The sequence below is a fragment of the Streptosporangium sp. DT93 genome (genome assembly GCF_049844535.1).
In the GTDB taxonomy this organism is placed as follows: domain Bacteria; phylum Actinomycetota; class Actinomycetes; order Streptosporangiales; family Streptosporangiaceae; genus Streptosporangium.
Window position 1 is genome coordinate 113,981 of record NZ_JBNCLF010000010.1, and the last position, 25,325, is coordinate 139,305.

Sequence of the window (25,325 nt, forward strand, 5' to 3'; positions counted from 1 at the left end):
AAAGCCCGCATCCCCGCCGGCGACAAAGCTTCGTCCCCCTTGCGCGCCGTCGGGCGGCGCGCGTGCATCAGATCGAGAGGATCGTCATGGCCGCACACTATCGAACGGGCCGGGCCACGGCCGCACTGACCGCGTGCCTGAGCGCGCTGGCACTGGCCGGCTGCGCGAGCAACGACGCCACGGCGCCGGCCCCGGCCGCCGCCCCCAGCGACGCGGGCGCCAAGACCGACGGCGGCACCGTGCTCGCGGGCCAGCCCGACGTCAACGGCGACGGCAAGGTCGTCATCGGGGTGCTGAGCCCCGGCGACATCAACGACAAGGGCTACTACCAGAGCTTCGTCGACACCGCCCAGGAGTTCGCCACCGCGCAGGGCTGGACGATCATCAAGCGCGGCAGCGTCAACACCAGCGAGGCGCTCAACGCCGCGCGGGCGCTGTGCCAGCAGAAGGTCGACATGGTGGCGCTGGGCGCCTCGGAGCTGCGGGACGCGATCCCGGCCTCGGAGGAGCCGGTCTGCGCGAAGACCGCCTGGTACGTGCCCTCGTCCGACAACATCCAGCAGACCCCGAAGATCGTGCTCTCCACCGACGAGGCCGACCAGAGCATGCTCGCCGCCGGGTACGCGGCCGGCCTGGTCATGAAGGACGCCGGTCAGACCAAGGCCGGTTTCGTGACCGGCCCCGAGGCCGACTTCACCACCCAGGCGGCCGCCGCGTTCAGGGCGGGCATCAAGCTGGTGGTCCCCAACGGCACCATGGTGACGACCTTCACCGGCGACCTCAACGACTCGGCCAAGGCCAAGGAGGCCACCCAGGCCCAGATCAGCCAGGGCGTCAAGGTCATCTACCCCTACCTGGGCGGCGCCACCGACGCCTCGGCGGAGCTGGCCAACAGCAAGGACGTGCTCACCCTCACCCCGGGCACCGACCGCTGCGCCTCCACCAAGCCGGTCTTCGACATCTCGGTGCTGTTCAGCCCCGGCGACTACTTCAGGGCCGCCCTGGAGGACTTCTCCAAGGCGAAGCTGCAGATGGGCGTGGAGAAGGTCTGGACGCTGGGCGTCGACCCGTTCCCCACGGTGAAGATCTGCAAGCCCACCCCCGACCAGCAGAAGAAGCTGGAGACCTTCATCGCCGACGTGGGCAGCAAGAAGATCGACACCAAGGCGACAGTGAAGAAGCTCGGTTCCTGAGATGACGGACGACGAACCGGCGAGGGAGCTGACCCCGCCGCCACCCGCGCTGCGACTGCGGGGAATCAGCAAGAGCTACGGTCCGGTCGTCGCCTGCGACGCCGTGGACCTCGCCGTGCACCAGGGCGAGATCCACGGCCTGCTCGGGGAGAACGGGGCCGGCAAGTCGACGCTCATGAAGATCCTGCTGGGCCTGGTCCACCGGGACGCCGGAAGCATCCTGCACCATGACGGCGCCGTCGACATCGCCAGCCCGCAGGAGGCCGTGGCGCTCGGCATCGGCATGGTGCACCAGCACTTCAGCCTGATCGACCCGCTCACGGTCTGGGAGAACGTCATCCTGGGCGACACCGGCAGGATCGACAGGGCCGCCGCCTGCGACCAGGTGCGGGAGGTCTCCGCCCGCTACGGCCTGCCGATCGACCCGCTGGCCCGGGTCTCGCGGCTCTCGGCCGGCGAGCGGCAGCGGGTCGAGCTGATCAAGTGCCTGCGCCGCGACCCCTCGGTGCTCGTCCTCGACGAGCCGACCTCGGTGCTCACCCAGGCCGAGTCGGCGGAGCTGTTCGGCGTGCTGCGCCGGGTGGTCCGCTCGGAGAACCGCGCGGTCATCCTGATCAGCCACAAGCTGGCGGAGATCACCGCGGCCACCGACCGGGTGACCGTGCTGCGCAGGGGCAGGGTCGTCTTCCACAGCGCCACCGCCGACACCGGCCCGCAGGAGCTGGCCAGGCAGATGGTCGGCAGGGAGGTCTCCCTGGGGGCCGAGGCCGCGGCGCTGGGCATGCTGCCGGTCGAGAACCCCGCGGCCGGCGGGCCGGAGACGGCCCGCTCCGGCGACACGGACGGCACGGGCCAGGGCGAGGCGGGGGTGCCCGCGCTGCGGCTGCGCGACCTGACCGTCACCCTGGACGGCGTACGGGTGCTCGGCGACCTCAGCCTGGACGTGGCACCCGGCGAGATCGTCGGCCTGTACGGGGTCGAGGGCAACGGCCAGGCGACGCTGGGCGACCTGCTGTCGGGGCTGCTGACCCCCGACACCGGATCGGTCGAGATCTCCGGCACCCCCGTCGACCTGAACCGGCCGGGCGCGCTGCACGCGGCCGGCCTGGGCATCGTGCCGGAGGACCGGCACAGCTCGGGCGTGGTGCTGGACATGAGCGTCGCCGACAACCTGGTCATGAAGTCCCTGGACGCGGTCAGCGGCCGGGGCTTCGTCAGCCGGAAGAAGGCGCACGCCGTGGCCCGCCGCCTGGTGGCCGAGTTCAACATCGTCACCCCGTCGGTGGACACGCCGGTGCGCAGCCTGTCCGGCGGCAACCAGCAGCGGGTCGTGCTGGCCCGCGAGCTCTCGGCCCACCCGGTCGTCCTGGTCGCGGCGCAGCCCACCCACGGCCTGGACGTCGGCGCCATCGAGGACATGTACGTGCGGCTGCGCGACGTCGCGTCGAAAGGGGTGGCCGTGCTGCTGATATCCACCGAGCTGGAGGAGGTCATGGCCCTGTCCTCGCGGATCGCGGTGATCTCCTCGGGCCGGATCACCGGGGTGCTCCCCACCGGGCAGGCCACGGCCGAGCGGCTCGGCATGCTGGTGGGAGGGGTGGCCGCGTGAGCGAATCCCGCACCCCTTCCCTCCCGGACGCCTCCGGGCGCCGCCTGCTCGCCTTCCTCACCCCCGGCGCGGCCGGCCGGCAGACCGCCCTGGCCACCGTCGCCGCCGTGATCGTGGCGCTCGGCCTGGCCTCGCTGCTGATCGCCACGACCGGCGGGTCCCCCCTCGCCTCGGTGCAGGCGCTCTTCCAGGGCAGCATGGCCGACTGGACGGCCTGGACCTCCACGCTGCTGTACGCGGCGCCGCTGATGCTGGTGGCCGTCGGAGCGTGCGTCAGCGCCCGCTCGGGCGTGTTCAACATCGGCCAGGAGGGCCAGGTCCTCGTCGGGGCCCTGTTCGGCGCCTGGGTGGGACTGCGCCTGGCGCTCCCGGGGCCGCTGCTGCTGGTCGTCGTGCTGGTGACCGCCGCGCTGGCCGGCGGCGCCTGGGCCGCGCTCAGCGCGCTGATGTACCGCCTCCGCGGGGTCAACATCGTGGTCAGCACGCTGCTGATGATCTTCATCGCCCAGCAGCTCGTGGCGTTCTCGGTGAACACCCCGTGGCTGCTGCAGGAGTCGCGGGTCGGCGACGCGATCGTCTCCCCGCAGTCCAACCCGCTGCCCGCGAACGCGTTCCTCACCTCGATGGGGGAGTACCCGGACCTCCAGCTCAACGGCGGGCTGCTGCTCGCCCTGGCCGGCGCCGTGATCGTCGCCGTGGCGATCGCCCGCACCCGGTGGGGCTTCCGGCTCACCATGCTCGGGCTCAACCCGCTCACCGCCAAGCACGCCGGGGTACGGGTCAACGCCCTCGGCGGGGTGGCGCTGGCCATCTCCGGCGCCTTCGCCGGCCTGGCCGGGGCGGTGCTGCTGGCCAGCCCGGTGGGCGTGCACCGGCTCCAGCCGGGCGTCGCGATGAACATCGGCTGGGACGGCCTGCTGGTCGCCCTGGTCGCGCGCAACCGCCCCCTGCTCACCATCCCCGTCGCCCTGCTCTTCGGCGTGCTGCGCTCCGGCGGAGGCTTCCTCGCCGCGACCGGCGTGCCCCCGTTCCTGGTGGACGTGGTCAAGGCCCTGCTCGTGCTGGCCTTCGTCGCCCCTCCCGTCGTCGTCGCCGCGATCCGGCGCAGGCGGTCCGGACTCCGTACCGCGCGCGCCGAGCAGCGGCCCGCGCCCGTCACAGAGGGGGTCGCCCTGTGATCGGCACAGAGGACATCTCCACCATCCTGTCCAGCGGGATCCGGCTCACCGTGCCGCTGGCGTTCGCGGCGTGCGGGGAGTACCTCGCCGAGCGGGCCGGCGCCATGAACATCTCCCTCGAGGCGATGATGCTGAGCGCGGCGTTCGGCTCGATCGCCGTGGCCAGCACCACCGGCAGCGCCACCACCGGGCTGCTGGCCGGCGTGGTGATCGGGCTGGTGATCGGCTTCGTGCACGGCAACCTCTCGCACCGGCTGGCGATCAACACCTTCGTGGTCGGCCTGGTGCTCAACGCCCTGGTGCTCGGGCTGACCAGCTTCCTGATCACGATCAGCTCCTTCGACTCCCACCAGGTCGCCCAGGTCAGCATCCCCTGGCTGCGCGACATCCCGCTGATCGGCGCCCCGCTGTTCGTGGAGCGCTGGCCGGTGTACCTGCTGATCGTGATCATCCCGCTGACCTGGTGGCTGGTCGAGCGCAGCAGGTGGGGCCTGGAGCTGCGGGCGGTCGGCGAGCAGCCGCAGGCGGCCGACGTCACCGGCATCCGGGTGAACCTGCGCCGCCGCCAGGCGCTGCTGTGGTGCGGCGCGCTGGCCGGTCTCGGTGGCGCGTACCTGGCGGTCGGCGAGGTCGGCTCGTTCAACCAGAACATGACCGCCGGGCGCGGGTACATCGTCATCGCGGCCGTGATCTTCGGCGCCTGGCGGCTGGGGCGGACCCTGCTCGGCTGCGTGCTGTTCGGCCTGGCCGACGCCATGCGCCTGGCGCTGCCCGCCCTGGGCCTGACGCTCAACTCCCAGCTTCTCGTGGTCGCCCCCTACCTGCTCGCGCTGCTGGCGATGCTGCTCTTCGCCAACCAGCACCGCGAACCCAGGGCCCTGGGGCAACCCTTCGAACGGGGTTCGACCTGACGCGTCCGGACCCCGAGTGGCATATAGGTATAAACAGAACAAATGGAGGAAACCATGAGTAATCTGACCCAGGCACGCTGGACGCACGTCGCGCTGCCCACCGGTGACCTCGACAAGGCCATCGCCTTCTACACCTCGCTGACCCCGCTGGTGGTGGTCGAGCGGTTCCGCGACGCCGACGGCGAGAGCGCCTGGCTCTCCAACGCCAAGCAGGCCGAGACCCCGATGGTCCTGGTGCTCGTCTCCTTCAACAAGGACAAGGGCGGGCAGCTGGGACTGCTGACGCCGTTCGCGCACCTGGGCATCGAGGTGCCCGAGCGCACCGACGTGGACGGCATCGCCGATCGGGCGCGCGAGCTGGGCTGCCTGCACTGGGAGCCGCGCGACATGCCCGACCCGGTCGGCTACATCTGCGCGCTCAAGGACCCCGACGGCAACGTCGTGGAGATCTCGCACAACCAGCAGGTCTTCAACACGGTACGCAGGCTGTGGGCGACCCCCTCCTGAACGCCGACCCGAGCACCGGCCCGAGCACCGGCCCGGGCACCGGCCCGGACGCCGAGCGCACCCGGGCCGCGGTCCTGCGGTACGTCGAGGCGCTCAACGCGCACGACGCCGACGCGATCGCGGCCCGCGTGAGCGAGGACTTCGTCAACGAGCACACCTCGGCCATGGGTCGCAACGTCACCGGCAGGGCCGGTTACCGCGCCAACCTCACGGTCTTCCTGGCCGACTTCGCGGACCTGCGCTACGACGTCGAGGACCTGGTGGCCGAGGACGACCGGGCGGCCCTGGCGTACCTGATGTCGTTCCGCCCGGCCGTGCCGGGGGCCGGGACGGTGCGGGTGCGCGGGGTGTTCAGGTTCCGGGTCGGTCCGGACGGCCTGATCGCGCACCGCGTCGACTACTGGGACAGCGGCGAGGTGCGGCGGCAGCTCGACCCTCCGGCCTGAGAGGGGCCCGCCGCCTGACCCCCGGATGAAGCGATAAAGCCGACAAAAGCCCGCTAAGGGGCTTTTGTCGGCTTTTGGCGTTCACGGACGCCGGTGACGCGCGAGGCCGTCAGCGTGCGCCCGGGGGCCGCGGGGGACGCGGGGGACGCGGGGGACGCGGGGACACGGGGTTGCCGGGGCCGGTCGGAGGAGAACGGGGAGGTGAGGGTGTGCGGACGCGGGAACGGCCGGCGGGGAGTCCCGCCGGCCGTTCCGGTGCGATCCTCGGGGTCAGTTGCCCCAGTCCATGTTGGGCACGACCGCCTCGGCGATCCTGAAGTTGCCGCCGGGCAGCGGCTGCCTGGCGTCCTCGCCGCGTTCCTTCACCACGTTCTTGCCGAACCCCTCGACCAGCGGGCGGCCCACGTCGCGCTTGAGCCAGAGCCGCAGCAGGTGCCTGCGGCGCTCGGGCTCGGGCCAGTCGACGTAGCCGGTGCGCGAGTGCAGGGCGGCGTAGTTCAGCAGCCACTGCACGTCACCGGGCTGGAAGTCCATGTCCAGCGCGAGACCCGGCTCCTGGGTGATCTCGTCGTAGAGGTGCAGCAGCTCGACCTGCGCGTCGGTGAGCTGCGGCACGCCGTCGTACTTCTGCGCGGAGAAGATCATCGAGCTGCCCGCGTAGGTGCTGAAGGTCCCCTCGACGTAGCTGCAGATCGGGGAGACGTAGGTGTCGGCGGGGGCGTCGGGGTCCTGGCCGCGCCAGTCCCAGTGCCACGGCTCGAAGAGCAGGGGGGCGAGCTCGGGGCGGCGGCGCAGGATCTCGTTGTAGATCGTCGTGCCGCTCACCAGGCTGCTGGAGCCGCCCTCCTTGGACGCGCGCAGGCACATCAGCGCGACCACGTCGGAGCTGTCGGAGTGGAAGGGCAGCCGGTCGCGCACCCGCGACGGCAGCGCGCCCGCGTCGTCGAGCGTCTTGTTGGAGGTCGCGATGACGTGGTCGAGCACGTCGCCGAGCTGGTTCTGCTCCATCGGCGTGCCCAGGTGCAGGCCCATCAGGAAGAAGATCGCGCCGGCCAGCCTGTCGCCGTACTCGTCGGTGCGCAGGCCGCGCACCAGCACGAAGCCGCGGCCGGAGTCCATCTGCCGCGCGCACTCGTCGATCATGGCGTGGGAGATCGGGAGCGGGTAGCCCTCGGCGGAGACGGTGCGCAGGTCGGGGTCGTCCTCGACGAACCGGCGGCCGACGGCCTCCAGCTCCTCGCGCTCGGCGTCGCCGAGGGTGTAGATCCACTCGGTGGATCCGGCCAGCTCGTCGCCGCGCCAGGCGGAGGGTCCGGTGATGGGGGACATGGAGATGTCTGTGGTCATGGTCGATGCGCTCCGAATGCTCGGGGTCGTCTCAGGAAGGGCCCGCCTGGGCGGTGCGGTGATCCGGCCGGAGACGGCGGGAGGGGTCGCGCGGACGTCCGCGCGGCGGCACCCGCCGCCGCGCCGGAGTCAGAAGGGGGTCTGCGGATCCCCGGCGGCGGTACCTGGGCGAAGGCCCTTGCGCGGCGGGTGGACCCGCATCGGATCCCTGCGGCCGGACAGGACGGACCCGGAGCCTGGCACGGCTTCCTGGGTCATGGCGTTCTCCTGCGGCTCGTGGTTCTCCCACCACGCTAGACCGCCCCTGTGATTCCGTCAATAGAGACGCCGTCTCGCGCTACGTTACGACCGGGTGTCGTCCGGGACGTCGGCGGAGGCGCCGGCCCCGGTCTCCCCGGCGCGGCGCGCCCGCCGCCCGCGCGCGATCTCGGTGCCCAGTGCGTCGAGGCGCTGGGTCCAGAAGTGCCGGTAGCGGTCCAGCCAGGCGTCCACCTCCCGCAGCGGGGCGGGATCGACGGCGTACAGGCGCCGGGTCCCCTGGGCGCGCACGGTGGCGAACCCGTTCTCGCGCAGGACGCGCAGGTGCTGTGACACGCCGGGCTGGGAGATCCCGAACTCCTCCTGGACCACGGCGCTGATCTCGCCGGCCGCACGCTCGCCGTCGGCGAGCAACTCCAGGATCCGGCGCCTGACCGGATCGCCGAGAACGTCGAGCGCGTGCATGGCCTCACTGTCTCAAGTGTCGGCTCGCGAGGGGAACCCCGAGCCGGGCGGATCCGACGCGATCGACCCTACTGCGGTGCCGCACCGGGGCGGTGGCGTCGGGCGGCGCCACGCGGACTACCATCGCCGATGTGGACAAGCGTGAGCTGGGCAGGACCGGAAGGCACATCGGCGTCGTGGGACTCGGCGCCTGGCAGCTGGGGGCCGACTGGGGTGAGGTCGGCGAGGACGAGGCGCTGGGGACCCTCGGCACCGCCGTGGACGCGGGGGTCACCTTCGTCGACACCGCCGACGTGTACGGCGACGGGCGCAGCGAGCAGTTCGTCGGGCGGCTGATCAAGGACAGGCCCGGCCTGACCGTGGCCACCAAGATGGGCCGCCGCGTGCCCCAGGAGCCCTCGGCCTACACCCTGGACAACTTCCGGGCCTGGACCGACCGCTCCCGCGCCAACCTCGGCGTCGACACCCTCGACCTGGTGCAGCTGCACTGCCCGCCGACCCCGGTCTTCTCCTCCGACGAGGTCTTCGACGCCCTCGACACCCTGGTCCAGGAGGGACGGATCGCCGCCTACGGGGTGAGCGTGGAGACCTGCGACGAGGCGCTGACCGCGATCGCCCGGCCGGGCGTGGCCACCGTGCAGATCATCCTCAACGCCTTCCGGCTCAAGCCCCTGGAGAAGGTGCTCCCGGCCGCCGCCGAGGCCGGGGTCGGGATCATCGCCCGCGTGCCGCTGGCCAGCGGCCTGCTGTCGGGCAAGTACGACGAGTCCACCGTCTTCGCCGCCGACGACCACCGCACCTACAACCGGCACGGCGAGTCCTTCGACGTGGGCGAGACCTTCTCCGGCGTCGACTTCGCCACCGGCCTGGAGGCGGTACGCCGCCTGGCCCCGCTGGTGCCCCACGGCATGACCATGGCGCAGTTCGCGCTGCGCTGGGTCATCGACCAGCCCGGCGTCTCGGTGGTCATCCCCGGCGCCCGCAACCCGGAGCAGGCCCGCGCCAACGCGGCCGCCGCCGAGGCCGCCCCGCTGCCCGAGGCGACCCTCCGGGGCGTCCGGGAGATCTACGACGAGCTGATCCGCCCGCAGGTCCACGACCGCTGGTGACCGCCGGACCGGGCGGCCCGTGGAACGCGGGCCGCCCGGTCCCGGCCGTCGTCAGGCGAACAGGGCCTGCTCTTCAGGCGAACAGGACCCGATCGTCGGGCGTGGAGCGCCCGGCCGTCGGGCGAAGCGTCTCGGCCGTCGGGCGAGGAGGGCCCGGCCGTCGGCTGAGGATCCCCGGCCGTCAGGTGAAGAGGGCCCGGCGCAGCGCGACCAGCCGCTCCGCGACGGCCCTGCGGCTGATCTCCGCCGCGGGGACCATCCCGTCGAAGCCGTGGAAGGCCCCCGGGTAGAGGTGGAACTCGGTGGAGACGCCCGCCTGCGCGAGCCGCAGCGCGTAGCCGGCGCACTCGTCCCTGAACACCTCCAGCTCGCCGACGTCGACGTAGGCCGACGGCAGGCCCGACAGGTCCGCCGCCCTGGCCGGGGCCGCGTACACCGAGACGTCCTCGCCGCCCGCCCGGTCGCCCAGCAGCGCCTTCCAGCCCAGCAGGTTCGCGGCCCGGTTCCACACGACGGCGTCGGTGAACTCCAGGCTGGACGGGGTGGTGTTGCGGTCGTCCAGCATCGGGCAGATCAGGAGCTGGAACGCCACGGCCGGGCCGCCGCGGTCGCGGGCCAGCAGCGCGGTCCCGGCGGCGAGGCCGCCCCCGGCGCTGATCCCCCCGACCGCGACGCGCGCCGGGTCGACGCCCAGCTCGGCGGCGTTCTTGGCGACCCACACCAGCCCGGCGTAGCAGTCCTCGACCGGCGCGGGGTCCGGATGCTCGGGCGCCAGGCGGTAGTCCACCGAGACGACCGCGCACCCCAGCTCGACGACGTAGTGGCTGAGGCGCGGGTCCTCCATCTCGATCTGGCCGAAGATCATGCCGCCGCCGTGGATCCAGTACAGGGCGGGCGTCGTCCCGGCGGGGGAGGCCGGGCGGTAGATCCGCAGCCGGACGTCGGGGGCGCCGTCGGGGCCGGGCACCGTCCGCTCCTCGATCGTCACCCGCTCGTCCCGCGGGAACGGCTCCATCATGGCGATCGCCTCGCTCATCTGCCGGCGCAGGCCGGGCAAGTCCTCCACGCTCATGCCACCGAGGTCGAGGGCGGGCAGCGCCCCCTCCCGTACGGCGACGGCCAGGCCCGGGTCGATATTTCGGTGAAGTGTCATATCGCTCACTTGGTCGGGGGCGGCCGGCCCGTTCGCGACCGGCTCCTCCCCGAATCATGCGCGAGCCGGCGCCCCTTCACAAACGCGGCACAAACGCGGCACAAACGCGGCACGACCGCGGGACACCCGTCGTGCACCCCCTGGTCCCGGCCCGGTCGCCGCCCCGACCCCTACCTGACCGGCGGCCGGGCCAGGGCGTTGTGGCCCCGGGCCACGATGACGTCCACGGCCTTGAGGTCCTGGAGGTCGTGCGCGGTCGCCAGCGCCTCCTTGGCGGCGTCGTAGCAGTCCAGGGCCCGGTTCCAGTCGGGGGCGTCCCCGCCACCGTCGGCCAGGCGGTCGATCTCCTCACCGAGCCGCGTCACGTTCTCCTCCTGGGCCCGCCGGGCGTCCTCGAACAGGACCGCCCGCTCGGCCGTCTCGGCCCTGGCGAGCCCGGCCCGGCGACGGCCGCGCACGATCACCCTGAACAGCACCCAGAGGACCACCAGTCCCGTCACCGCCAGGAAGACCACCCAGCCGGGCGCCATCCTGCTGGACGACCCCGACAGGTCGGCGCCCTCGGAGTACTCGGTGTCCAGGCCGGTGACCTCGGCGTCCACGAAGACCGCTCCCCGCAGCTCGGTGTGGCGCGCGTCGGCGCCGCCCATCCTCGCCCCCCGGAAGACCGCGCCGCGGAACTCGCCGCTGCTCAGGTCGGCCCGTTCCATCCTGGCACCGGTGAAGTCGGCCCGGTCGGCCCTGGCGCTGCCGAACTCGGTGTCGCGCAGGTCGGCGCCGCCCAGCCTGGCCCCGGCCAGGTCGGCGCTGCCGAACGACGCCCCCGACAGCTCGGCGTTCGTGAGGTTCGCCCCGGCGAGCTTCGCGCTGCCGAACTGGGCCCCCGACATGCGGGCCCCGCTCAGGTCGGCTCCCATGAGCTCGGCGCTGCCGAGCTTGGCGTGCTCCAGCAGGGCACCGCGCAGGTCGGCCCCCTTGGCGTAGCGGATCGTGGCCCCGGTGGCCACGATGTCGCGCAGGATCGCCCGGTCCAGTTTGACCCCGCCCAGGTCGACCCCGTCCAGTTTGGCGCCGGTCAGGTCGGCGCAGCTCAGGTCGCGGGGGAACTCGGCGACCCTGGTGAGGTCCCAGCCCGCGTACCGCTGCCCGCTGCCCGGTTCGCAGGCGGGGTCGGGGGCGGGCAGGGACTTGGGCATGCCCTTGCTGCCCTCCAGCCGGGCGCCCGTGACGTCGCTCAGGTCGGCCCCGCCGAGATCGGCGCCCTTGAAGGTCGCGCCGTTCATCGCCGACCGGCGCAGCTGCGTGCCGCGCAGGTCGGCGTTCCGCAGCACGGCCCGCAGCAGCGTGGAGCCGTACATGCGGGCCTTGGCGGCCTTGAGGCCGGTGAGGTCGGCCCGGCGCATGTCCGTGTTGTAGGCGTCGGCGTCGGTCAGGTCGACGCCCACCAGTTTCGCGTCGTCGAACTGGGCGCCGTAGGTCTTGGCGCGCACCATCGTGGCGCCGCTCAGGTTCGCCCCCTCGAAGTGGGCGCTGTAGGGCAGGGAGTCGTCCATGACCGCCCCGCGCAGGTCGGCGCCGCGCAGGTTCGCGTAGTACAGCTCGGCCTCGGACAGGTCGGCCTTGCCCAGCCTGGCCCCCGCCATCTCGGCCTGCGCGAGCCGGGCGCCCTTGAGCGAGGCGCCCCGCAGGTCGGCCCGGGTCAGCACGCTGCGCACGACCACGCCGTCCAGTCGGGCCCCGCGCAGGTCGGCGCAGGACAGGTCGGCGGGCAGCGCGACCCGGGTGAGGTTCCTGCCGGCGAGCCTGGGCCCGCTGCCCGGCCTGCACGCCGCCCCGGCACCCGCGGTCCGGGCGGCGGGTGCGCCCTGGACGGCGGCGGGGACGGCGGCGGGGACGGCGGTGAGGGCCGCGGGCGAGGCGGCCACGTGGACGGCGGCGGGAGCGACCCGGACGACGGCGACAGCGACGGGGGCGACGGGGACGGCGTTCGAGGTCTGGAGCGGGGACGCCGGACCGGAGGGCAGGGCCGCGAACAGGATCGTCACGCCGGCGAGCAGGGGGGCAGGGCTGGGCATGTCTCTCTCACTGTCTCTCCCCGGGACGCGTGGACCCGGCCGGCGGGGGAGAGGAGGCGCCGGACGGAGGGGTTCATGGACGGGCCGATGAGACGGCACCCGGCAGGGGCCGCCCGATGGACCATACGGGAACGGAGTCCTTTTTAGGAGGAACCGGTTGCGACCCGCTTGCGAACCGCCTGCGGACGGGCCCGGAGGCCCGCGTGAGGGAGATGTCCATGACGTGAGACGCCTGCTTGAAACGTGACTTGACGGGGCCGTACGCTTCAATCACGATAATCCCTATCAGCACAGTAGGAAAAACAGGAAGGGGGGCGTCGTGCGTGCGCTCATCCTCTTAGGCCTTGTCGGCTTCGCCGCGCAACTCGTCGACGGCAGCCTGGGCATGGCCTATGGTGTCACCTCGACGACGCTGCTCCTGGCCATCGGGACCAACCCGGCCGCGGCCTCGGCCACCGTTCACCTCGCCGAGATCGGAACCACCCTCGCCTCGGGTGTCTCCCACTGGCGCTTCAACAACATCGACTGGAAGGTCGTCGCCAAGATCGGTATCCCCGGCGCGGTCGGCGCGTTCGCGGGAGCCACCTTCCTGTCCGGTCTCTCCACCGAGATCGCCGCCCCGGTCATGTCGATCATCCTGCTCGTCCTGGGCCTCTACGTCCTGATCCGCTTCACCGCGTTCGGGCTCCCGCGGGGCAACCTGGGCAAGCCGCTGCGCAAGCGCTTCCTCGCGCCCCTCGGCCTGGTGGCCGGGTTCGTCGACGCCACCGGCGGAGGCGGCTGGGGCCCGGTCGGCACCCCGGCCATCCTGGCCAGCGGCCGTTTGGCGCCGCGCAAGGTGATCGGCTCCATCGACGCCAGCGAGTTCCTCGTCGCCATCGCCGCGAGCGTCGGCTTCTTCGTCGGCATCGGCTCGGAGAACATCAACTTCTCCTGGGTGGCCGTCCTGCTCATCGGCGGGGTCATCGCGGCCCCCATCGCCGCCTGGCTGGTCCGGCACATCCCGCCGCGCATCCTGGGCTCCGCCGTCGGCGGCGTCATCATCCTGACCAACGTGCGCACCCTGCTGCGCAGCGACTGGATCGACGCCTCCGGGAGCGTCCAGGCGATCGCCTACATCACCATCGCCGTCATCTGGGCCGCGGCCATCGCCTACTCGGTGCGCGAGTACCGCCGCGACCGTGACAACGAGACGACCGAGGCGATCGAGGCCGAGGAGCGCCGCCGCGCCGCCGAGCAGGAGACCGCCGGTTCCGTCAGCTGAACCACCGCGGGGCGCTCCGGCGACCCTCGCCCGGCGGACGTCCCCTCGCCCCCTCGCTCCGGCGAGGGGGCGTTCGCGTGTCCGGCTCTGCCTCGCGTGTCCGGCTCTGCCTCGCGTGTCCGGCTCTGCCTCGCGTGTCCGGCTCTGCCGGGGGAGGGCGGGCGTGGCGGTGCTCAGGGCCGGGAAAGGCGGGAGCGGCGGTGCTCAGGCCAGCTTGCCGGCGATCTCCGCGATCCTGGCGCGCTGCTCGGTGACGAGCCTGCCGGCCAGCCGGGCGGTCGGCTCGTGCGTGCCCAGCGCGATCACGACCTGCGACATCTGGACGCCGCCGCCCAGATGCCTGCCCAGCACGGTCAGCCACAGCCTGTCGAAGGAGGCTCCCGAGCGCCTCTCCAGGGAGGAGAGCTGCGCGGCCGACGGCATTCCCGGCATTCCCGGCATGTCGTGCGAGGCGTGCGCCGCGTACCCGGTGTCCTCGGGCACCTCGGCCTTCCAGGACCGCAGCCAGCCGGACATCAGGTCGATGTCGGCCGCCTCGTCCCGGGCGAGGGCGGCGGCCAGGTCGCGCACGTACGGATTCTCGGTCCGGCCCTCCGCCAGGGCGGCGAGCCGGATCGTCAGGCGGTGATGGGTGATCATCTCCTGGGAGAACCGCACGTCCGCGTCGCCGCGCCCGGCGGCCACGCCCATGGCCTGGACGACGGGCGCGGGTGTCACGGCCGCCGACGAGCACCCGGCGGTCAGTATGGCGGAGACCAGCAGGGTGGCGGTCGGGGACCGTCGTCTGCGCGACCGCCGGGTGCTCATCGAGATCACTGCCCCTTTCGTGCGGGTGGGAAGGATCGTTCGTGCCGTTCCACCGTGAGATACGCGGGCTCCGGCGCGCAGGTTCAGCCCCGGTCGAAGATCCGGGTACGAGATCCCCGGCCGCCGCCCCGGACCACGCGTGAGGGGTCAGCCGGCCGTGTCGCCGTGCTGGGAGATGCTCTCCAGCCAGGCGCGGTGCAGGTCGGCGAAGCGGCCCTTCCTGTCGATCAGCTCGCCGGGCGGGCCGTCCTCGACGATCCTGCCGCCGTCCATCACCAGCACCCGGTCGGCGATCTCGACGGTCGACAGGCGGTGCGCGATGATCAGGGCCGTCCGGTCGGACAGGACGGTCCGCATCGCCCGCTGCACCAGCCGCTCGCCGGCGACGTCCAGGCTGGACGTCGCCTCATCGAGGATCAGCACCGCGGGATCGGCCAGGAACGCCCTGGCGAACGCGACCAGTTGCCGCTGCCCGGCCGACAGTCGGCCGCCGTGCTTGCCGACCTGGGTGTCGTACCCCTCGGGAAGCGCCGAGACGAACGCGTCGGCGCCGGTCGCCCGGGCCGCGGCCACCACGTCGGTCATGCTCGCGTCCGGCCGCCCGAACCTGACGTTGTCCGCCACCGAGCCGCTGAACAGGAAGTTCTCCTGGGTCACCATGACGATCGCGGCGTGCCGGGTCTCCTCGCCGAGGTCGCGCAGGTCGGCCCCGTCCAGCAGCACCCTCCCCGCCACCGGGTCGTAGAACCGGGAGACGAGCTTGGCCAGCGTGGTCTTGCCCGCTCCGGTGGTGCCGACCAGCGCCACCGTCTGCCCGGCGGGGACGACCAGGTCCAGCCGGGGCAGCACCGGGGTGCCGTCCAGGTAGGAGAACTCCACGTCGCGGAACTCGATCCTGCCGCGCGGCCTGTCCAGCGCGACCGGGTCGGCCGGTTCGGCCACGTCAGGGCGCTCCTCCAGCACACCGGAGAGCTTCTCCAGCGCCGCCCCCGCCGACTGGAACGTGTTATAGAACTGGCTGATCTCCTGCATGGGCTCGTAGAACTGGCGCAGGTAGAGCAGGAACGCCGCCAGCACGCCCACGGTGACCTCGCCCTGGACGGCCAGCGTGCCGCCGTACAGCAGCACGGCCGCGATCGTCACGTTCCCGATGAGCTTGACACCCGGTGAGAAGATCGCGACCAGCCGCATGCTCCGCAGGTTGGCGTCCCGGTAGTCGCGGTTGAGCTGGGAGAAGATCTCCTGGTTGCGCGGCTCCCTGCGGAAGGCCTGCACCGCGCGCATGCCGGTCATCGACTCCACGAAGTGGACGATCACCAGGGCCACCGTCTCCCGGGTCCGCCGGTAGACGATGCTCGACTGCCGCCGGAACCAGCGGGTGAACAGCGCGAGCACCGGCAACGGCAGCAGCGCGACCAGGCCGAGGTGGACGTCCAGCGCCAGCAGCAGCACGGCCGTGCCGACCAGGGTCAGTACGGCGGTGACGAGGTCGTCGAACCCCGACTGCAGCATCTCGGAGATCGCGTCGATGTCCGAGGTGAGGCGGGAGACGACCCGGCCCGAGGTGTAGCCGTCGTGGAAGGAGAGCGAGAGCCGCTGGAAGTGGCGGAACACCCGCCTCCGCAGCTCCAGCAGGATGCTCTGGCCGATGCCCCCGGCCATCCTGAGGAACACCTGCCGGGTCACCAGCTGGACGGCGGCGGCCACCAGGATCGCCGACACGACGGTCACCAGCGTCCCCGGCCCCGCCCCCGCCAGCATCGGCGGGATGCCCGCGTCGATGCCCACCTTGACCAGGTAGGGGATGGAGAGCGAGGCGACGTTGCAGGTCACGATGATCGCGACGAGCAGGACGATCCGCCTGCGGTACGGGCTCAGCAGGTCGCCGAGCAGCCGCCGGGACCTGTCGCGCAGCAGGAACGACACCTGCTCCGACAGGTCGTCCTGGTTCTCGGCGGCGACCCCGCGCCACTCCCGCGCCGCGTCCCCGGTGCCGTCCCCGTTCCGGTCGCTTCGCGCGTCCGGTTCCTCCTGCCCGCTCCGGCCGTTCCGTCCACCGCCGTCGCCGTCGCCGTCGACGGTTCTGGTGCCGGTCTCGATTCGCACGGGTGGTTCGGTCCTGCTCATCGCAGCGCCTCCTCGGCGTCCGGGCCGGCCGACAGCAGCGCGCGGTACTCGGGCACGCTCGCCATCAGCTCGTGGTGGCGGCCGACGTGCGCGATCGTGCCGTCCAGCAGCAGGGCCACCCGGTCGGCGAGCAGCACGGTGGAGGCCCGGTGGGCGACGACGATGCCGGTGGCCTCACGCAGCACGTGCCGCAGCGCCTCCTCGACCAGGGCCTCGGTCTCGACGTCCAGCGCCGACAGGGTGTCGTCCAGCACCAGGACCCTGGGGCGGCTGAGGACGGCGCGGGCCAGCGCGAGCCGCTGCCGCTGGCCGCCGGACAGCGACATGCCCTGCTCGCCGATCCTGGTCTCCAGCCCCCAGGGCAGCTCGTGCACGAACCCCGCCTGCGCGACCCGGAGCGCCTCGGCGATCTCCTCCTCGCCAGCGTCGTGCCGTCCCAGCGTGAGGTTCTCCCTGACGCTCATCGAGAACAGCGTCGGCTCCTCGAAGGCGGTGGCGACCATCGAGCGCAGCACGGGCATCGGAAGGTCGCGCACGTCGACACCGTCGATCGTGACCCGCCCGGCGCTGACGTCGTACAGCCGGGGGACCAGCGAGACCAGCGTGGTCTTGCCCGAGCCCGTCGCGCCCACGACGGCCACCGTCTCACCCGGCCGCACCTCCAGCCGGACGTCGCGCAGCACCGGCTCGGCGGCGCCGGGGAAGCGGAACTCCGCGCCCTCGAAGCGCAGATGCCCGCGGGGACGTTCGATCGCCCCGGTCCCGCCGACGATCTCCGGCTCGGTGTCGAGCACCTCCATCACCCGGTCCGCCGCGGTCATGGCCTCCTGTCCCATCGTGAGGATGAAGCCGAGCGCCGAGATGGGCCAGACGAGCTGGAGCATCAGGGTGGCGAAGGCCACCAGCGTGCCCAGCGTGAGGGTGCCGGAGCCGACCGCCAGGGCGCCGAGGAGCAGGACGAGCGCGAGCGTGACGTTCGGGATCACCTCCAGGAAGGTGAAGAACCTGGCCGACAGGCCCACCTTCTCCATCGAGGTCCGGTAGACCTTCCTGGCCCCCTCCTCGAAGATCCCGGAGACGTACCGGCCGCGGCCGAAGGCCTTGATGGTCCGGATGCCGGCCGCGGACTCCTCCACGACCGTGGCGAGGTCGCCCTGCTCGTCCTGGACCCGGCGGGAGACGGTGATGTACCGGCGCTCGAAGCGCAGCGAGGTCAGCGTGACGGGCACCGTCGAGACGACCACGAGCAGGCCCAGCGGCCAGTACATGTGCAGCAGCAGCACGGTCACCGTGACGATCTGGACGGTGATCATGACCATGAAGAGCAGGCCGAAGCCGAGGAAGCGGCGGATCGCCGACAGGTCGGTCGTGGCGCGCGACAGCAACTGGCCCGACTGCCAGGCGGCGTGGAACCCCATCGGCAGCCGCTGCAGGTGGGCGTAGATGTCGTCGCGGATGCTGGTCTCCAGCCCCAGGACGGCGTCGGCGAGCATCCACCGCCGCATGAAGACGAGCGCCGCCTCCACCACGCCCAGGGCCAGGGCCAGCAGGGCCAGGGGGAGCACGCCCGAGCTGTCGCCACGGGCGACGGGGCCGTCGATGATCTCCCGGCCGATCAGCGGGATGACGATGCCGATCCCGACCGCGGCGAAGGCCGGTACCCAGATGACGACCATGCGGACGGCGTAGGGGCGCAGATAGGACTTCAGCCTCCACAGGGAGGCCGCCCTGCCGCCGGGCCGGACGGGCGGCGGCGAGTTCGGGGTGCGCGACGCGGTGCCGGTGGCGGTGCCCGCGTCGTCGGCGTCGGTGGTGTCGTTGGCGTCGGTCGTGTCGTTGGCGTCGGTCGTTTCCGTGGCTCCGGTATCAGGGGGCATAGGCAGGTGACACGCTCCTCACGGTGTTCACCGGGGCGGTGACCGTTCGGGGCAGGGCAGGACGGAATCCCGTCGCCTCTCAACCGGTTCTCGCCCGTGCCACCGCTGCCGGTGGCCGCCCCGCCGGATCACCGCCGCCCGTACGGCACGGGCGATCCTCCAGTCTCCGTTCCGGGCCCGGGGGGCGGCAACTGATTTGACGGACCCCATCCTGTAACCACCCGGTCAGGGGACCTGATGACCTCGCCCTTTACCGGGACCGGGGATTCGTCCCCCACGACGGTGGTTCGTTCCTCACGACGGTGGTTCGTTCCTCACGACGGTGGTTCGTCCCTCACGACGGTGGTTCGTCCCTCACGACGGTGGTTCGTCCCTCACGACGGTGGTTCGTCCCTCACGACGGCGGGCCGCCCCTCCGGCGCGGCGGTCACCGCGAAAAAGGGGGGCGACGGCGAGGACGGCGGTTGTAGGGTCGGCGGCATGACCTGGCGACAATGATCCTCGACCCGAGGTAGGTCCGGCTCGCGCTGCCGTGGACCCCCGGAGATGCCCCGCATCCCGAGTCCGTACGGTTCCCGCGAGAAGGACCCCATGACCACTTCTTCCCTGCCCGTGCCCGGCGCCCCTGCCGCGCGCGCGAAGCGCCTGGCCGCGACGCTCTACGGCTACGCCTTCCTCGACGAGTTCGTGCTGCTGTACCCGTTCTACGCGCTGCTGTTCGTGGACACGGGCCTGTCGACCGCCGAGATCTCCTCGCTCCTGGCGATCTGGTCGATCACCTCCGTCGTGCTGGAGGTCCCGTCGGGGGTGTGGGCCGACGTCGTCCCGCGGCGCCGGCTGCTCGCCCTCGCGCCGCTGCCGGCCGCGGCCGGTTTCGCCCTGATGGTCGCCGCCCCCTCCTACGGGGCGTTCGCCGTGGCCTTCGTCCTGTGGGGCGCCTCCGGAGCCCTGCAGTCGGGGGCGCTCGAGGCGCTCGTCTACACCGAGCTCGACCGCCTGGGCGCCGCCGGGCGCTACGGCGCCGTGATGGGACGCGCCCGCGCGATCGGCACGGGTGCCGCGATGGCGTCCATGGCCGTGGCGGCCCCGGCGTTCGCGCTGGGCGGCTATCCCCTGGTCGGGATCGGCAGCGTCCTGGCCTGCCTGCTCGCGGCCGGGGTCGCGCTGACCTTCCCCGAACACCGCGGGCGAGCCGCGTCCCGGGACGACCCCGGCCGAGGCGACGACGCCCTCGACCCCGGCCGAGGCGATGACGCTCCCGGCGCCGGACGAGGCGGCGACGCGCCCGGATCCGGCCGGGACGATGAGGTTCCCGAATCCGCAGAGGACGCCGGGGACGCCGGGGACGCGGAACCGGAGGGCGGCTACGCCGCGATCCTGCGCGAGGGGCTGCGGGCGGCGCGTGCCGACCGCGGGACGCGCCGGGCCCTGCTGCTGGTGCCCGCGGTGACCGCGCTCTGGGGCTCGCTGGAGGAGTACACCCCGCTGCTCGCGCTCGGCACCGGTGTCGCCACGCACGTCGTACCGCTCCTGGTGCTGCTGATCTCCGTGGGCGTCGCGGCCGGCGGCGTGCTCGTGACCCTCGCGCGCGGTTTCCAGGACCGGGGTCTGGCCGCGGTCCTCACGGTCGGGGCGCTGGGGATGGGGGCGGGGGCGATGAGCGGGAGCGCGGCGGGTTTCGTCGCCGTCGCGGTGGCCTTCTGCGCCTTCCAGACGGCGAGCGTGCTCGCCGACGTACGGCTCCAGGAGAGCATCACCGGCCCCGCCCGCGCCACCGTGACCTCGCTGGCCGGGCTGGGCACCGAACTGGCCGCCGTCCTCGTCTACGGGGTCTACGCCGCGGCCTCGACGGTCGCCGGCCATGACACGATCTTCACCGTCTCGGCGGTGCCGTACCTGGTGCTGGCCGTCGTGCTCCTCGTCACCGGCACCCGCTCGCGCGGGGACGGCGGGCCAGGTCCGGCGCTCTCCGGGCCGGGGAGCGCGTCAGAGGTGCCGCATCCACACGTTGGGCTCCACGTACTCCCCGACGTCGGCCTGACGGTCGACGGTGACCGGAGCGAGAGCGCCGGGGACGATGTACGGGCCTGACTCGGGGAACTCCATGGACGCCCACGTCCGCCATTCGTCGACGGTGCCGGTCACCGTCATGGAGCGTTCGGCCGGGCAGAGGATCCGGGCGCCCATCCGGTGGTGGGTGCGCAGCCACGGATCGAGGGGGCTGCCGTCCTCCCTCGTCCAGGTGACGAACCGTTCCATGGGGGTCAGCGGATAGCGGGCCTTGAGGGTCGGCCGGACGGGAGCGATCACCCGGGACAGGCCCCGTGAACGGGCCTGCTCGCGCAACCGCCCGAGGACCTCGGTGGCGAGACCGAGCCCCTGCAGGTCGCCCCGCACCTGGCCCGCCATGATGACGAGCGTGTCGGCGGCCGGCCCTCGTTCGTGCTCTTCCACCGCCCGGACCATCGCGTCGGTGTAGCCGCCGGGCAGATCCCCGACCGTGCCGTCCCAGCTCAGGGCGACGGCCCAGCCGCCGGCCGCGATGTGCCCGCCGTCGTCGAGGAACAGGAGGTCGAGATCGGCGAAGAGCCGCCGGACCCGGCCGATGTACCGGTCGACCGTGGGCTCGTGAAAGACGAATTCCGGCCACCCTTCCGAGAAGATCTCGTCCGCCGCCTCGTGCAGGTCGGGCCGGGTGCCGAAAACCACGGTCTCCATGTTCACGACCGAGGATCATACGAGTGCCCCGCCGGGCCTGCCAGTGGATATCGGGCGGCCGGTCGCCGTCCGCCCGACATCCACTGGCAGGCCCGGCGGGGCATCGGGCACGGCCCCCCTCCCGGGCGGGAAAACCCGTTGGGCGCCGTCCGGACGCGGAGTTAGGCTGCCGATCACGTTCGACGGATCTCACGGAAGAGGTGACACGCCCTGGAGAGCACGGTGTCGTATCCCGGAAGTCACGCCTGATGGCCCTGTTCACGCATCTCACGGCGGAGAAGAACATCCGTTCGGTACGGCGCGCCGGGATCCGGGCGCGGAGCCGCGGCGACGACGGCCCGGCGGGGGTGTACTGCCTGCCGATCGTGCCGTCCTACCAGTTCACCCACCAGTGGGGCCGGGAGCTGAGGCGCGGCGGGCGGCGGACGATGGTCGCCGTCGACTTCCGTATCCCGGACGGCGAGCAGGTCCTCGTGGGGCACTACAGGCGTGAGCCCGTCCGGCTCTCGGCCGCCGAGGCCGTCGCGCTCGTCGCCGCGCACGAGGATCCGCGAGGGGGCGAGGTCTTCGTCCTCCGGCCGATCGCCGCCGGGGAGATCCACCGCGTCCGTGCCGTGAACCGGGTGACCGGCTGGAGGTACATGCCGAACGCCCACGGCGTCTTCCCGTGCCCGTGCTGCCTCGCGCGCGGCGAGTACGGCGGGGCGATACTCCGCCGCAAGGCCGAGGCCCGCGGCTATCACTAGGCGAGGCAGACACGCTCACCCGGACGGCCCTCGGGTGTCAGGTGCCCGCGCGCACCAGACCCGCCTCGTAGGCGATGATCGCCGCCCGGACGCGGTTGTTCACGCCGAGACGCTGCAGGATCGCGCTGACGTGGGCCTTGACGGTGCCCTCGGAGAGGAACAGCGCGTGGCCGATGTCCTGGTTGGACATGCCGTGGCCGACGAGCGCCAGGACCTCGCGCTCGCGCGGGGTCAGCGACTCCACGCGCCCGCGCGCGGCACCCGCCCTGGCGAGCCTGCCGTCGCCCAGTCGCGCGATGACCTTCCGGGCGATCCTCGGCGACAGGTACGCCCCGCCGTCGGCGACGGCCCGCACCCCGATGATCAGCTCACGGGGGTCGGCCGCCTTCAGCAGGAATCCGCTCGCGCCCTCGTCGAGAGCCCGGGTGACGTACTCGTCCTCGTCGAACGTGGTCAGCATGACGACCGCCACCCCCGGCACGGCCACGCGCAGTTCGGCCGCGGCGGACAGGCCGTCCAGGCGGGGCATCCGGATGTCCAGTACCACGACGTCCGGCCGGTGGGCGCGCGTCAGTTCGACCGCCTCGCGCCCGTCGCGGGCCTCCGCGACCACCTCGATGCCCGCGTCGGTGGCCAGGATCGCCCTCACCCCCGCCCGGATCATGGCCTCGTCGTCGGCCAGCACCACCCTGATCATCGGTCCTCCCCGCCTCCTTCGCGGTCGTACGGCGCTTCCTGCCGGTCGTACGGCAGCCGCGCCGTCACGGTGAACCCGCCGTCGCGCGGCCCGGCGCGCAGTGTGCCGCCGAGCAGCCGCACCCGCTCGCGCAGGCCCGCGATCCCGCTCCCGTCGCCTGCCGGCGGGACACCGGCGGCGGCGCGGGGGGCGACGCCGAGGGCGGCGGGGGAGCCGGGCACGGGGGCGGGGGCGGGCTCCGCGGCGGGGGCGGCGGGGGCGGCGGGGGCGGCGGGGTTGGACACGGTGACGGTGACCGCGTCGCGGGCCCGTTCGACGTGGACGAGCACGTCCGTCCCGGGCGCGTGGCGGGCGGCGTTGGTCAGCGCCTCCCGCACCACCCGGTGCACCGCCCTGTCCACCGGCGGGGGCAGGGACGTCCGCTCGCCCGCGTGACGGACGGCGACCGCCATCCCGGCGCCGCGCGCGCGATCCACCAGCGCCTCGAAGGACTCGTCCGGCGGCTCGGTGGAGGCGGTGCCGCCCTCGCGCAGCGCGCCGAGGGTGTGGCGGAGCTCGTCGGTCGCGGTGACCGCGGAGGCCCGCAGCCGGGCCGCGGCCTCCCGGTTCTCCTCGGTCATGTCCGCGGCCAGCTCCAGGGCGCCGGCACGCAACGCGATCAGCGCCAGCTCGTGGCCGAGCGCGTCGTGGACGTCCGCGGCGATGCGGGCGCGTTCGCGAAGCGCGGCGCGTTCGGCGACGAACTCCCGCTCCCGCCCGAGCTGGGCGATCCGCTCCCGGCCCGCCGCCACCAGGTCGGCCTGCTGCCGCCGGAAGCGGCCCGCCAGCCACGGCAGCACCACGAACAGCGCCAGCACCGTCAGGGCACCGGCCCCGACCGCGAGGTCCAGCGCGCAGGCGAGGAGGCCGGGCAGCGCGACGACGGCCAGGACCTCCCAGCCGCGTCGTACCGGCAGGTGGCGCCCGTGCAGGTAGGCGGCCACGACGAGCAGCACGAGCGACAGCTGCCGCCACAGCGGGACGTGATCGAGGTACAGCCCGTTGAGCAGGGCGGATCCCGCGATCACCGCCAGGATCGCACCGTTTCTCACCTGCTCGACCCTACCGACCGCAGCCTGACCAGCCGTACCGCGGCGGTGACGGCTCCGGCCGCGGCCACGACCGCGAGGGTGATCGTCAGCGGCGCCGCGAAGTAGGTGAGCTGCTCCCAGGTGACCGTCCGGCCGTTCGACAGGAAGGAGATCAGGTCCGGGTAGGCGGCGAACAGCGCCACCGGCAGCAGCGCGGGCAGCAGCCGCGCCACGATCCACCGGCGGCGACCTCCCGCCCGCCCGCGTGCCCAGCGGCGGGCCCGCAGCACACCCAGCACGCCCAGGCCCGCCGCGGCCGCCGCGACCAGGCCCAGGACCAGCTCGTACGCCTGCCGGTCACCGCCCGGCACCTCGGGGGTCCGGCCCCGGCTCATCGCGACGAGACCGGCGAGCACGTCGTAGGTGTCGTCGTGCAGGGCGGCGCTGTTGGTCATGACCGCGAAGCCGTACCTCGTCTCCGGGACGATCGCCTGCACCGCGGTGTAGGTGAACAGGTTGCCCGAGTGCACGAGCAGCCCGGTGCCGTCCAGCTCCTCCTCGCCCCAGCCCATGGCGTAGCCGCGTCCCGCGGGCGGGGTGTGCATGATCTTCAGGCTCTCCGGCGTCACCGTCCTCCCGCCGGGGCCGGTCCGGCCGGTCTGGGCGATCAGCCACCTGCCCATGTCGGCGGCGGTGGTGACGACGCCGCCGCTGCCGCCGGCGTGGAAGCCGGACAGCTCGGAGCGGGCCACCCAGGTGCCGTACAGCGCGTTGAATCCCCTGGACGGTGTGACGACCCGGTCGTCGACGGTGCTGCCGGTCATGCCGAGCGGACCGAAGACGCGCTCCCTCATGTGGTCGCCGAAGCCACGCCCGCCGGCGACCTCGACCAGCCGGGCGGCCACGTCGTAGTTGACGTTGCAGTACTCCCACCGCGTACCGGGGGCGGCGGTCAGGGTGCCGGTACCCAGCGCGGACACGTACCCGGCGAGCGATTCCGCCTTCTGTGCCGCGCCGATGTCGACGGTGGTGTCGGACAGGCCCGAGGTCTGGTTGAGCAGGTGCCGCACCGTGATGCCGGCGGCGCGGGGATCGGCCATCCGGAACCCCGGGAGCTGCCCGGCGACCGGTTCGTCCAGGGAGATCCTGCCGTCGTCGACCAGCGTCATGACGGCCATGGCGGTGAACGACTTGCTGACCGAGGCGACGCGCATCGGTGTCCTCGCGGTGACCGGCCCGCCCTCGGAGTCGCGCCCGTACCCGGCGGCGTGCACGATCCTGTCCCCGTGGGTCACGACGGCGGACATCCCCGGCAGGCCGGTGGACTCCATGACCTCGCCGAGGTAGGCGTCGACGGCGGCGGGGGTCGGCTCGGCGGGGAGTGCGGCGGCCCGCGCGACGGGGGCCACGGCGAGGGGGACGACCAGGCCGATCGTCACCGCCGTACCGATGAGTGTGCGTTTCATGAGGGAGAACCTAGGGACCGGCGGCTCCCGGGGAATCCGACGATCGGCCACGATCACCCCTGACGAAAGTCCGGTGCCGTGACGGCGGCCGGCCCCGGGGACGGTGACCCTCCGGGCGAGGACGCCGTCCGGGCGTACCGGGAGCGGGACGCGGTCCGAGGTTCGGCGCGCGCGGGGCGTCCGGTTCCGTGTAGATCGCCCTGCAATTCCTTCTTGATTGCCACGGCGGAGACTTCGGTCACCTCACAGCCGTTCACGCGGAAAGGTGCCGCGGTGGAGCACGAGATCGTCTCCACCCCTCC

Annotated in this window: 21 protein-coding genes; 10 read left to right on the plus strand and 11 right to left on the minus strand. The window is 72.9% G+C overall.

Annotated elements, in window-relative coordinates; all coding sequences use genetic code 11:
* The first annotated feature begins 86 nt into the window (after positions 1 to 86).
* The 6 genes from ACLQ2R_RS22055 to ACLQ2R_RS22080 are packed head-to-tail and all read left to right on the plus strand — an operon-like array spanning position 87 to position 5,844.
* Entirely contained in the window at positions 87 to 1,193 is a 1,107-nt protein-coding gene (locus tag ACLQ2R_RS22055; protein ID WP_425962189.1) for a BMP family ABC transporter substrate-binding protein, read from the plus strand.
* 1 nt (position 1,194) lies between these two features.
* Entirely contained in the window at positions 1,195 to 2,802 is a 1,608-nt protein-coding gene (locus tag ACLQ2R_RS22060; RefSeq protein ID WP_425962191.1) for an ABC transporter ATP-binding protein, read from the plus strand.
* Positions 2,799 to 3,980: an ABC transporter permease gene (locus ACLQ2R_RS22065; RefSeq protein ID WP_425962193.1), complete on the plus strand. Its 1,182-nt coding sequence runs from the start codon at positions 2,799 to 2,801 to the stop codon at positions 3,978 to 3,980. Before ACLQ2R_RS22060 ends, ACLQ2R_RS22065 begins: the two co-directional genes overlap by 4 nt.
* Positions 3,977 to 4,891, plus strand: a complete 915-nt coding sequence (locus tag ACLQ2R_RS22070) for an ABC transporter permease (protein ID WP_425962195.1) — start codon at positions 3,977 to 3,979, stop codon at positions 4,889 to 4,891. The genes ACLQ2R_RS22065 and ACLQ2R_RS22070 overlap by 4 nt, the downstream gene beginning before the upstream one ends.
* A 54-nt stretch (positions 4,892 to 4,945) precedes the next feature.
* Positions 4,946 to 5,398, plus strand: coding sequence for a VOC family protein (locus ACLQ2R_RS22075; protein WP_425962197.1), 453 nt, complete (start codon positions 4,946 to 4,948; stop codon positions 5,396 to 5,398).
* Positions 5,380 to 5,844: an ester cyclase gene (locus ACLQ2R_RS22080; protein WP_425962199.1), complete on the plus strand. Its 465-nt coding sequence runs from the start codon at positions 5,380 to 5,382 to the stop codon at positions 5,842 to 5,844. Before ACLQ2R_RS22075 ends, ACLQ2R_RS22080 begins: the two co-directional genes overlap by 19 nt.
* Positions 5,845 to 6,114: 270 nt before the next feature.
* On the opposite strand, the gene ACLQ2R_RS22085 is transcribed toward ACLQ2R_RS22080, so the two are convergent.
* Together ACLQ2R_RS22085 and ACLQ2R_RS22090 are read right to left on the minus strand one after the other, a co-directional pair.
* Positions 6,115 to 7,191, minus strand: a complete 1,077-nt coding sequence (locus ACLQ2R_RS22085; protein WP_425962201.1) for a TauD/TfdA family dioxygenase — start codon at positions 7,189 to 7,191, stop codon at positions 6,115 to 6,117.
* Between the two features lie 342 nt (positions 7,192 to 7,533).
* The gene (locus tag ACLQ2R_RS22090) at positions 7,534 to 7,914 is read right to left on the minus strand and encodes an ArsR/SmtB family transcription factor (RefSeq protein ID WP_425962203.1); all 381 of its coding nucleotides are present in this window, start codon (positions 7,912 to 7,914) and stop codon (positions 7,534 to 7,536) included.
* Between the two features lie 131 nt (positions 7,915 to 8,045).
* On the opposite strand from ACLQ2R_RS22090, the gene ACLQ2R_RS22095 reads away from it, so the two are divergent.
* Positions 8,046 to 9,023 carry an aldo/keto reductase gene (locus ACLQ2R_RS22095; RefSeq protein ID WP_425962205.1) on the plus strand — a complete coding sequence of 326 codons (978 nt, stop codon included), beginning with the start codon at positions 8,046 to 8,048 and terminating at the stop codon, positions 9,021 to 9,023.
* A gap of 181 nt (positions 9,024 to 9,204) precedes the next feature.
* Here ACLQ2R_RS22095 and ACLQ2R_RS22100 read toward each other — a convergent pair whose 3' ends face one another.
* Positions 9,205 to 10,176, minus strand: a complete 972-nt coding sequence (locus tag ACLQ2R_RS22100) for an alpha/beta hydrolase (protein WP_425962207.1) — start codon at positions 10,174 to 10,176, stop codon at positions 9,205 to 9,207.
* A gap of 170 nt (positions 10,177 to 10,346) precedes the next feature.
* The gene (locus tag ACLQ2R_RS22105; RefSeq protein ID WP_425962209.1) at positions 10,347 to 12,251 is read right to left on the minus strand and encodes a pentapeptide repeat-containing protein; all 1,905 of its coding nucleotides are present in this window, start codon (positions 12,249 to 12,251) and stop codon (positions 10,347 to 10,349) included.
* A gap of 319 nt (positions 12,252 to 12,570) precedes the next feature.
* Between ACLQ2R_RS22105 and ACLQ2R_RS22110 the strand changes: the two genes are divergently transcribed.
* Positions 12,571 to 13,515, plus strand: coding sequence for a sulfite exporter TauE/SafE family protein (locus tag ACLQ2R_RS22110; protein ID WP_425962211.1), 945 nt, complete (start codon positions 12,571 to 12,573; stop codon positions 13,513 to 13,515).
* Between the two features lie 204 nt (positions 13,516 to 13,719).
* Here ACLQ2R_RS22110 and ACLQ2R_RS22115 read toward each other — a convergent pair whose 3' ends face one another.
* The 3 genes from ACLQ2R_RS22115 to ACLQ2R_RS22125 form a co-directional block, all read right to left on the minus strand.
* Complete coding sequence (locus ACLQ2R_RS22115) at positions 13,720 to 14,322, minus strand: DUF305 domain-containing protein (protein WP_425962213.1); 603 nt, start codon at positions 14,320 to 14,322, stop codon at positions 13,720 to 13,722.
* A gap of 147 nt (positions 14,323 to 14,469) precedes the next feature.
* A complete protein-coding gene (locus tag ACLQ2R_RS22120) occupies positions 14,470 to 16,449 on the minus strand; it encodes an ABC transporter ATP-binding protein (RefSeq protein WP_425962215.1) in 1,980 nt (659 codons plus the stop codon).
* The gene (locus ACLQ2R_RS22125) at positions 16,446 to 18,326 is read right to left on the minus strand and encodes an ABC transporter ATP-binding protein (RefSeq protein ID WP_425962217.1); all 1,881 of its coding nucleotides are present in this window, start codon (positions 18,324 to 18,326) and stop codon (positions 16,446 to 16,448) included. The genes ACLQ2R_RS22120 and ACLQ2R_RS22125 overlap by 4 nt, the downstream gene beginning before the upstream one ends.
* Before the next feature lie 591 nt (positions 18,327 to 18,917).
* Here ACLQ2R_RS22125 and ACLQ2R_RS22130 point away from each other — a divergent pair.
* On the plus strand, positions 18,918 to 20,417 hold the full coding sequence (locus tag ACLQ2R_RS22130; RefSeq protein WP_425962219.1) for an MFS transporter: 1,500 nt from the start codon (positions 18,918 to 18,920) through the stop codon (positions 20,415 to 20,417).
* On the opposite strand, the gene ACLQ2R_RS22135 is transcribed toward ACLQ2R_RS22130, so the two are convergent.
* Entirely contained in the window at positions 20,313 to 21,050 is a 738-nt protein-coding gene (locus ACLQ2R_RS22135; protein WP_425962220.1) for a hypothetical protein, read from the minus strand. The genes ACLQ2R_RS22130 and ACLQ2R_RS22135 overlap by 105 nt on opposite strands.
* A 242-nt stretch (positions 21,051 to 21,292) precedes the next feature.
* Between ACLQ2R_RS22135 and ACLQ2R_RS22140 the strand changes: the two genes are divergently transcribed.
* The gene (locus ACLQ2R_RS22140) at positions 21,293 to 21,790 is read left to right on the plus strand and encodes a hypothetical protein (RefSeq protein WP_425962222.1); all 498 of its coding nucleotides are present in this window, start codon (positions 21,293 to 21,295) and stop codon (positions 21,788 to 21,790) included.
* A 37-nt stretch (positions 21,791 to 21,827) separates the two neighbouring features.
* Here ACLQ2R_RS22140 and ACLQ2R_RS22145 read toward each other — a convergent pair whose 3' ends face one another.
* The 3 genes from ACLQ2R_RS22145 to ACLQ2R_RS22155 are packed head-to-tail and all read right to left on the minus strand — an operon-like array spanning position 21,828 to position 25,023.
* Positions 21,828 to 22,487: a response regulator gene (locus ACLQ2R_RS22145; RefSeq protein WP_425962224.1), complete on the minus strand. Its 660-nt coding sequence runs from the start codon at positions 22,485 to 22,487 to the stop codon at positions 21,828 to 21,830.
* Positions 22,484 to 23,578 carry a sensor histidine kinase gene (locus ACLQ2R_RS22150; protein WP_425962225.1) on the minus strand — a complete coding sequence of 365 codons (1,095 nt, stop codon included), beginning with the start codon at positions 23,576 to 23,578 and terminating at the stop codon, positions 22,484 to 22,486. Before ACLQ2R_RS22150 ends, ACLQ2R_RS22145 begins: the two co-directional genes overlap by 4 nt.
* Positions 23,575 to 25,023, minus strand: coding sequence for a serine hydrolase domain-containing protein (locus tag ACLQ2R_RS22155; protein WP_425962227.1), 1,449 nt, complete (start codon positions 25,021 to 25,023; stop codon positions 23,575 to 23,577). The genes ACLQ2R_RS22150 and ACLQ2R_RS22155 overlap by 4 nt, the downstream gene beginning before the upstream one ends.
* Positions 25,024 to 25,325: the final 302 nt, after the last annotated feature.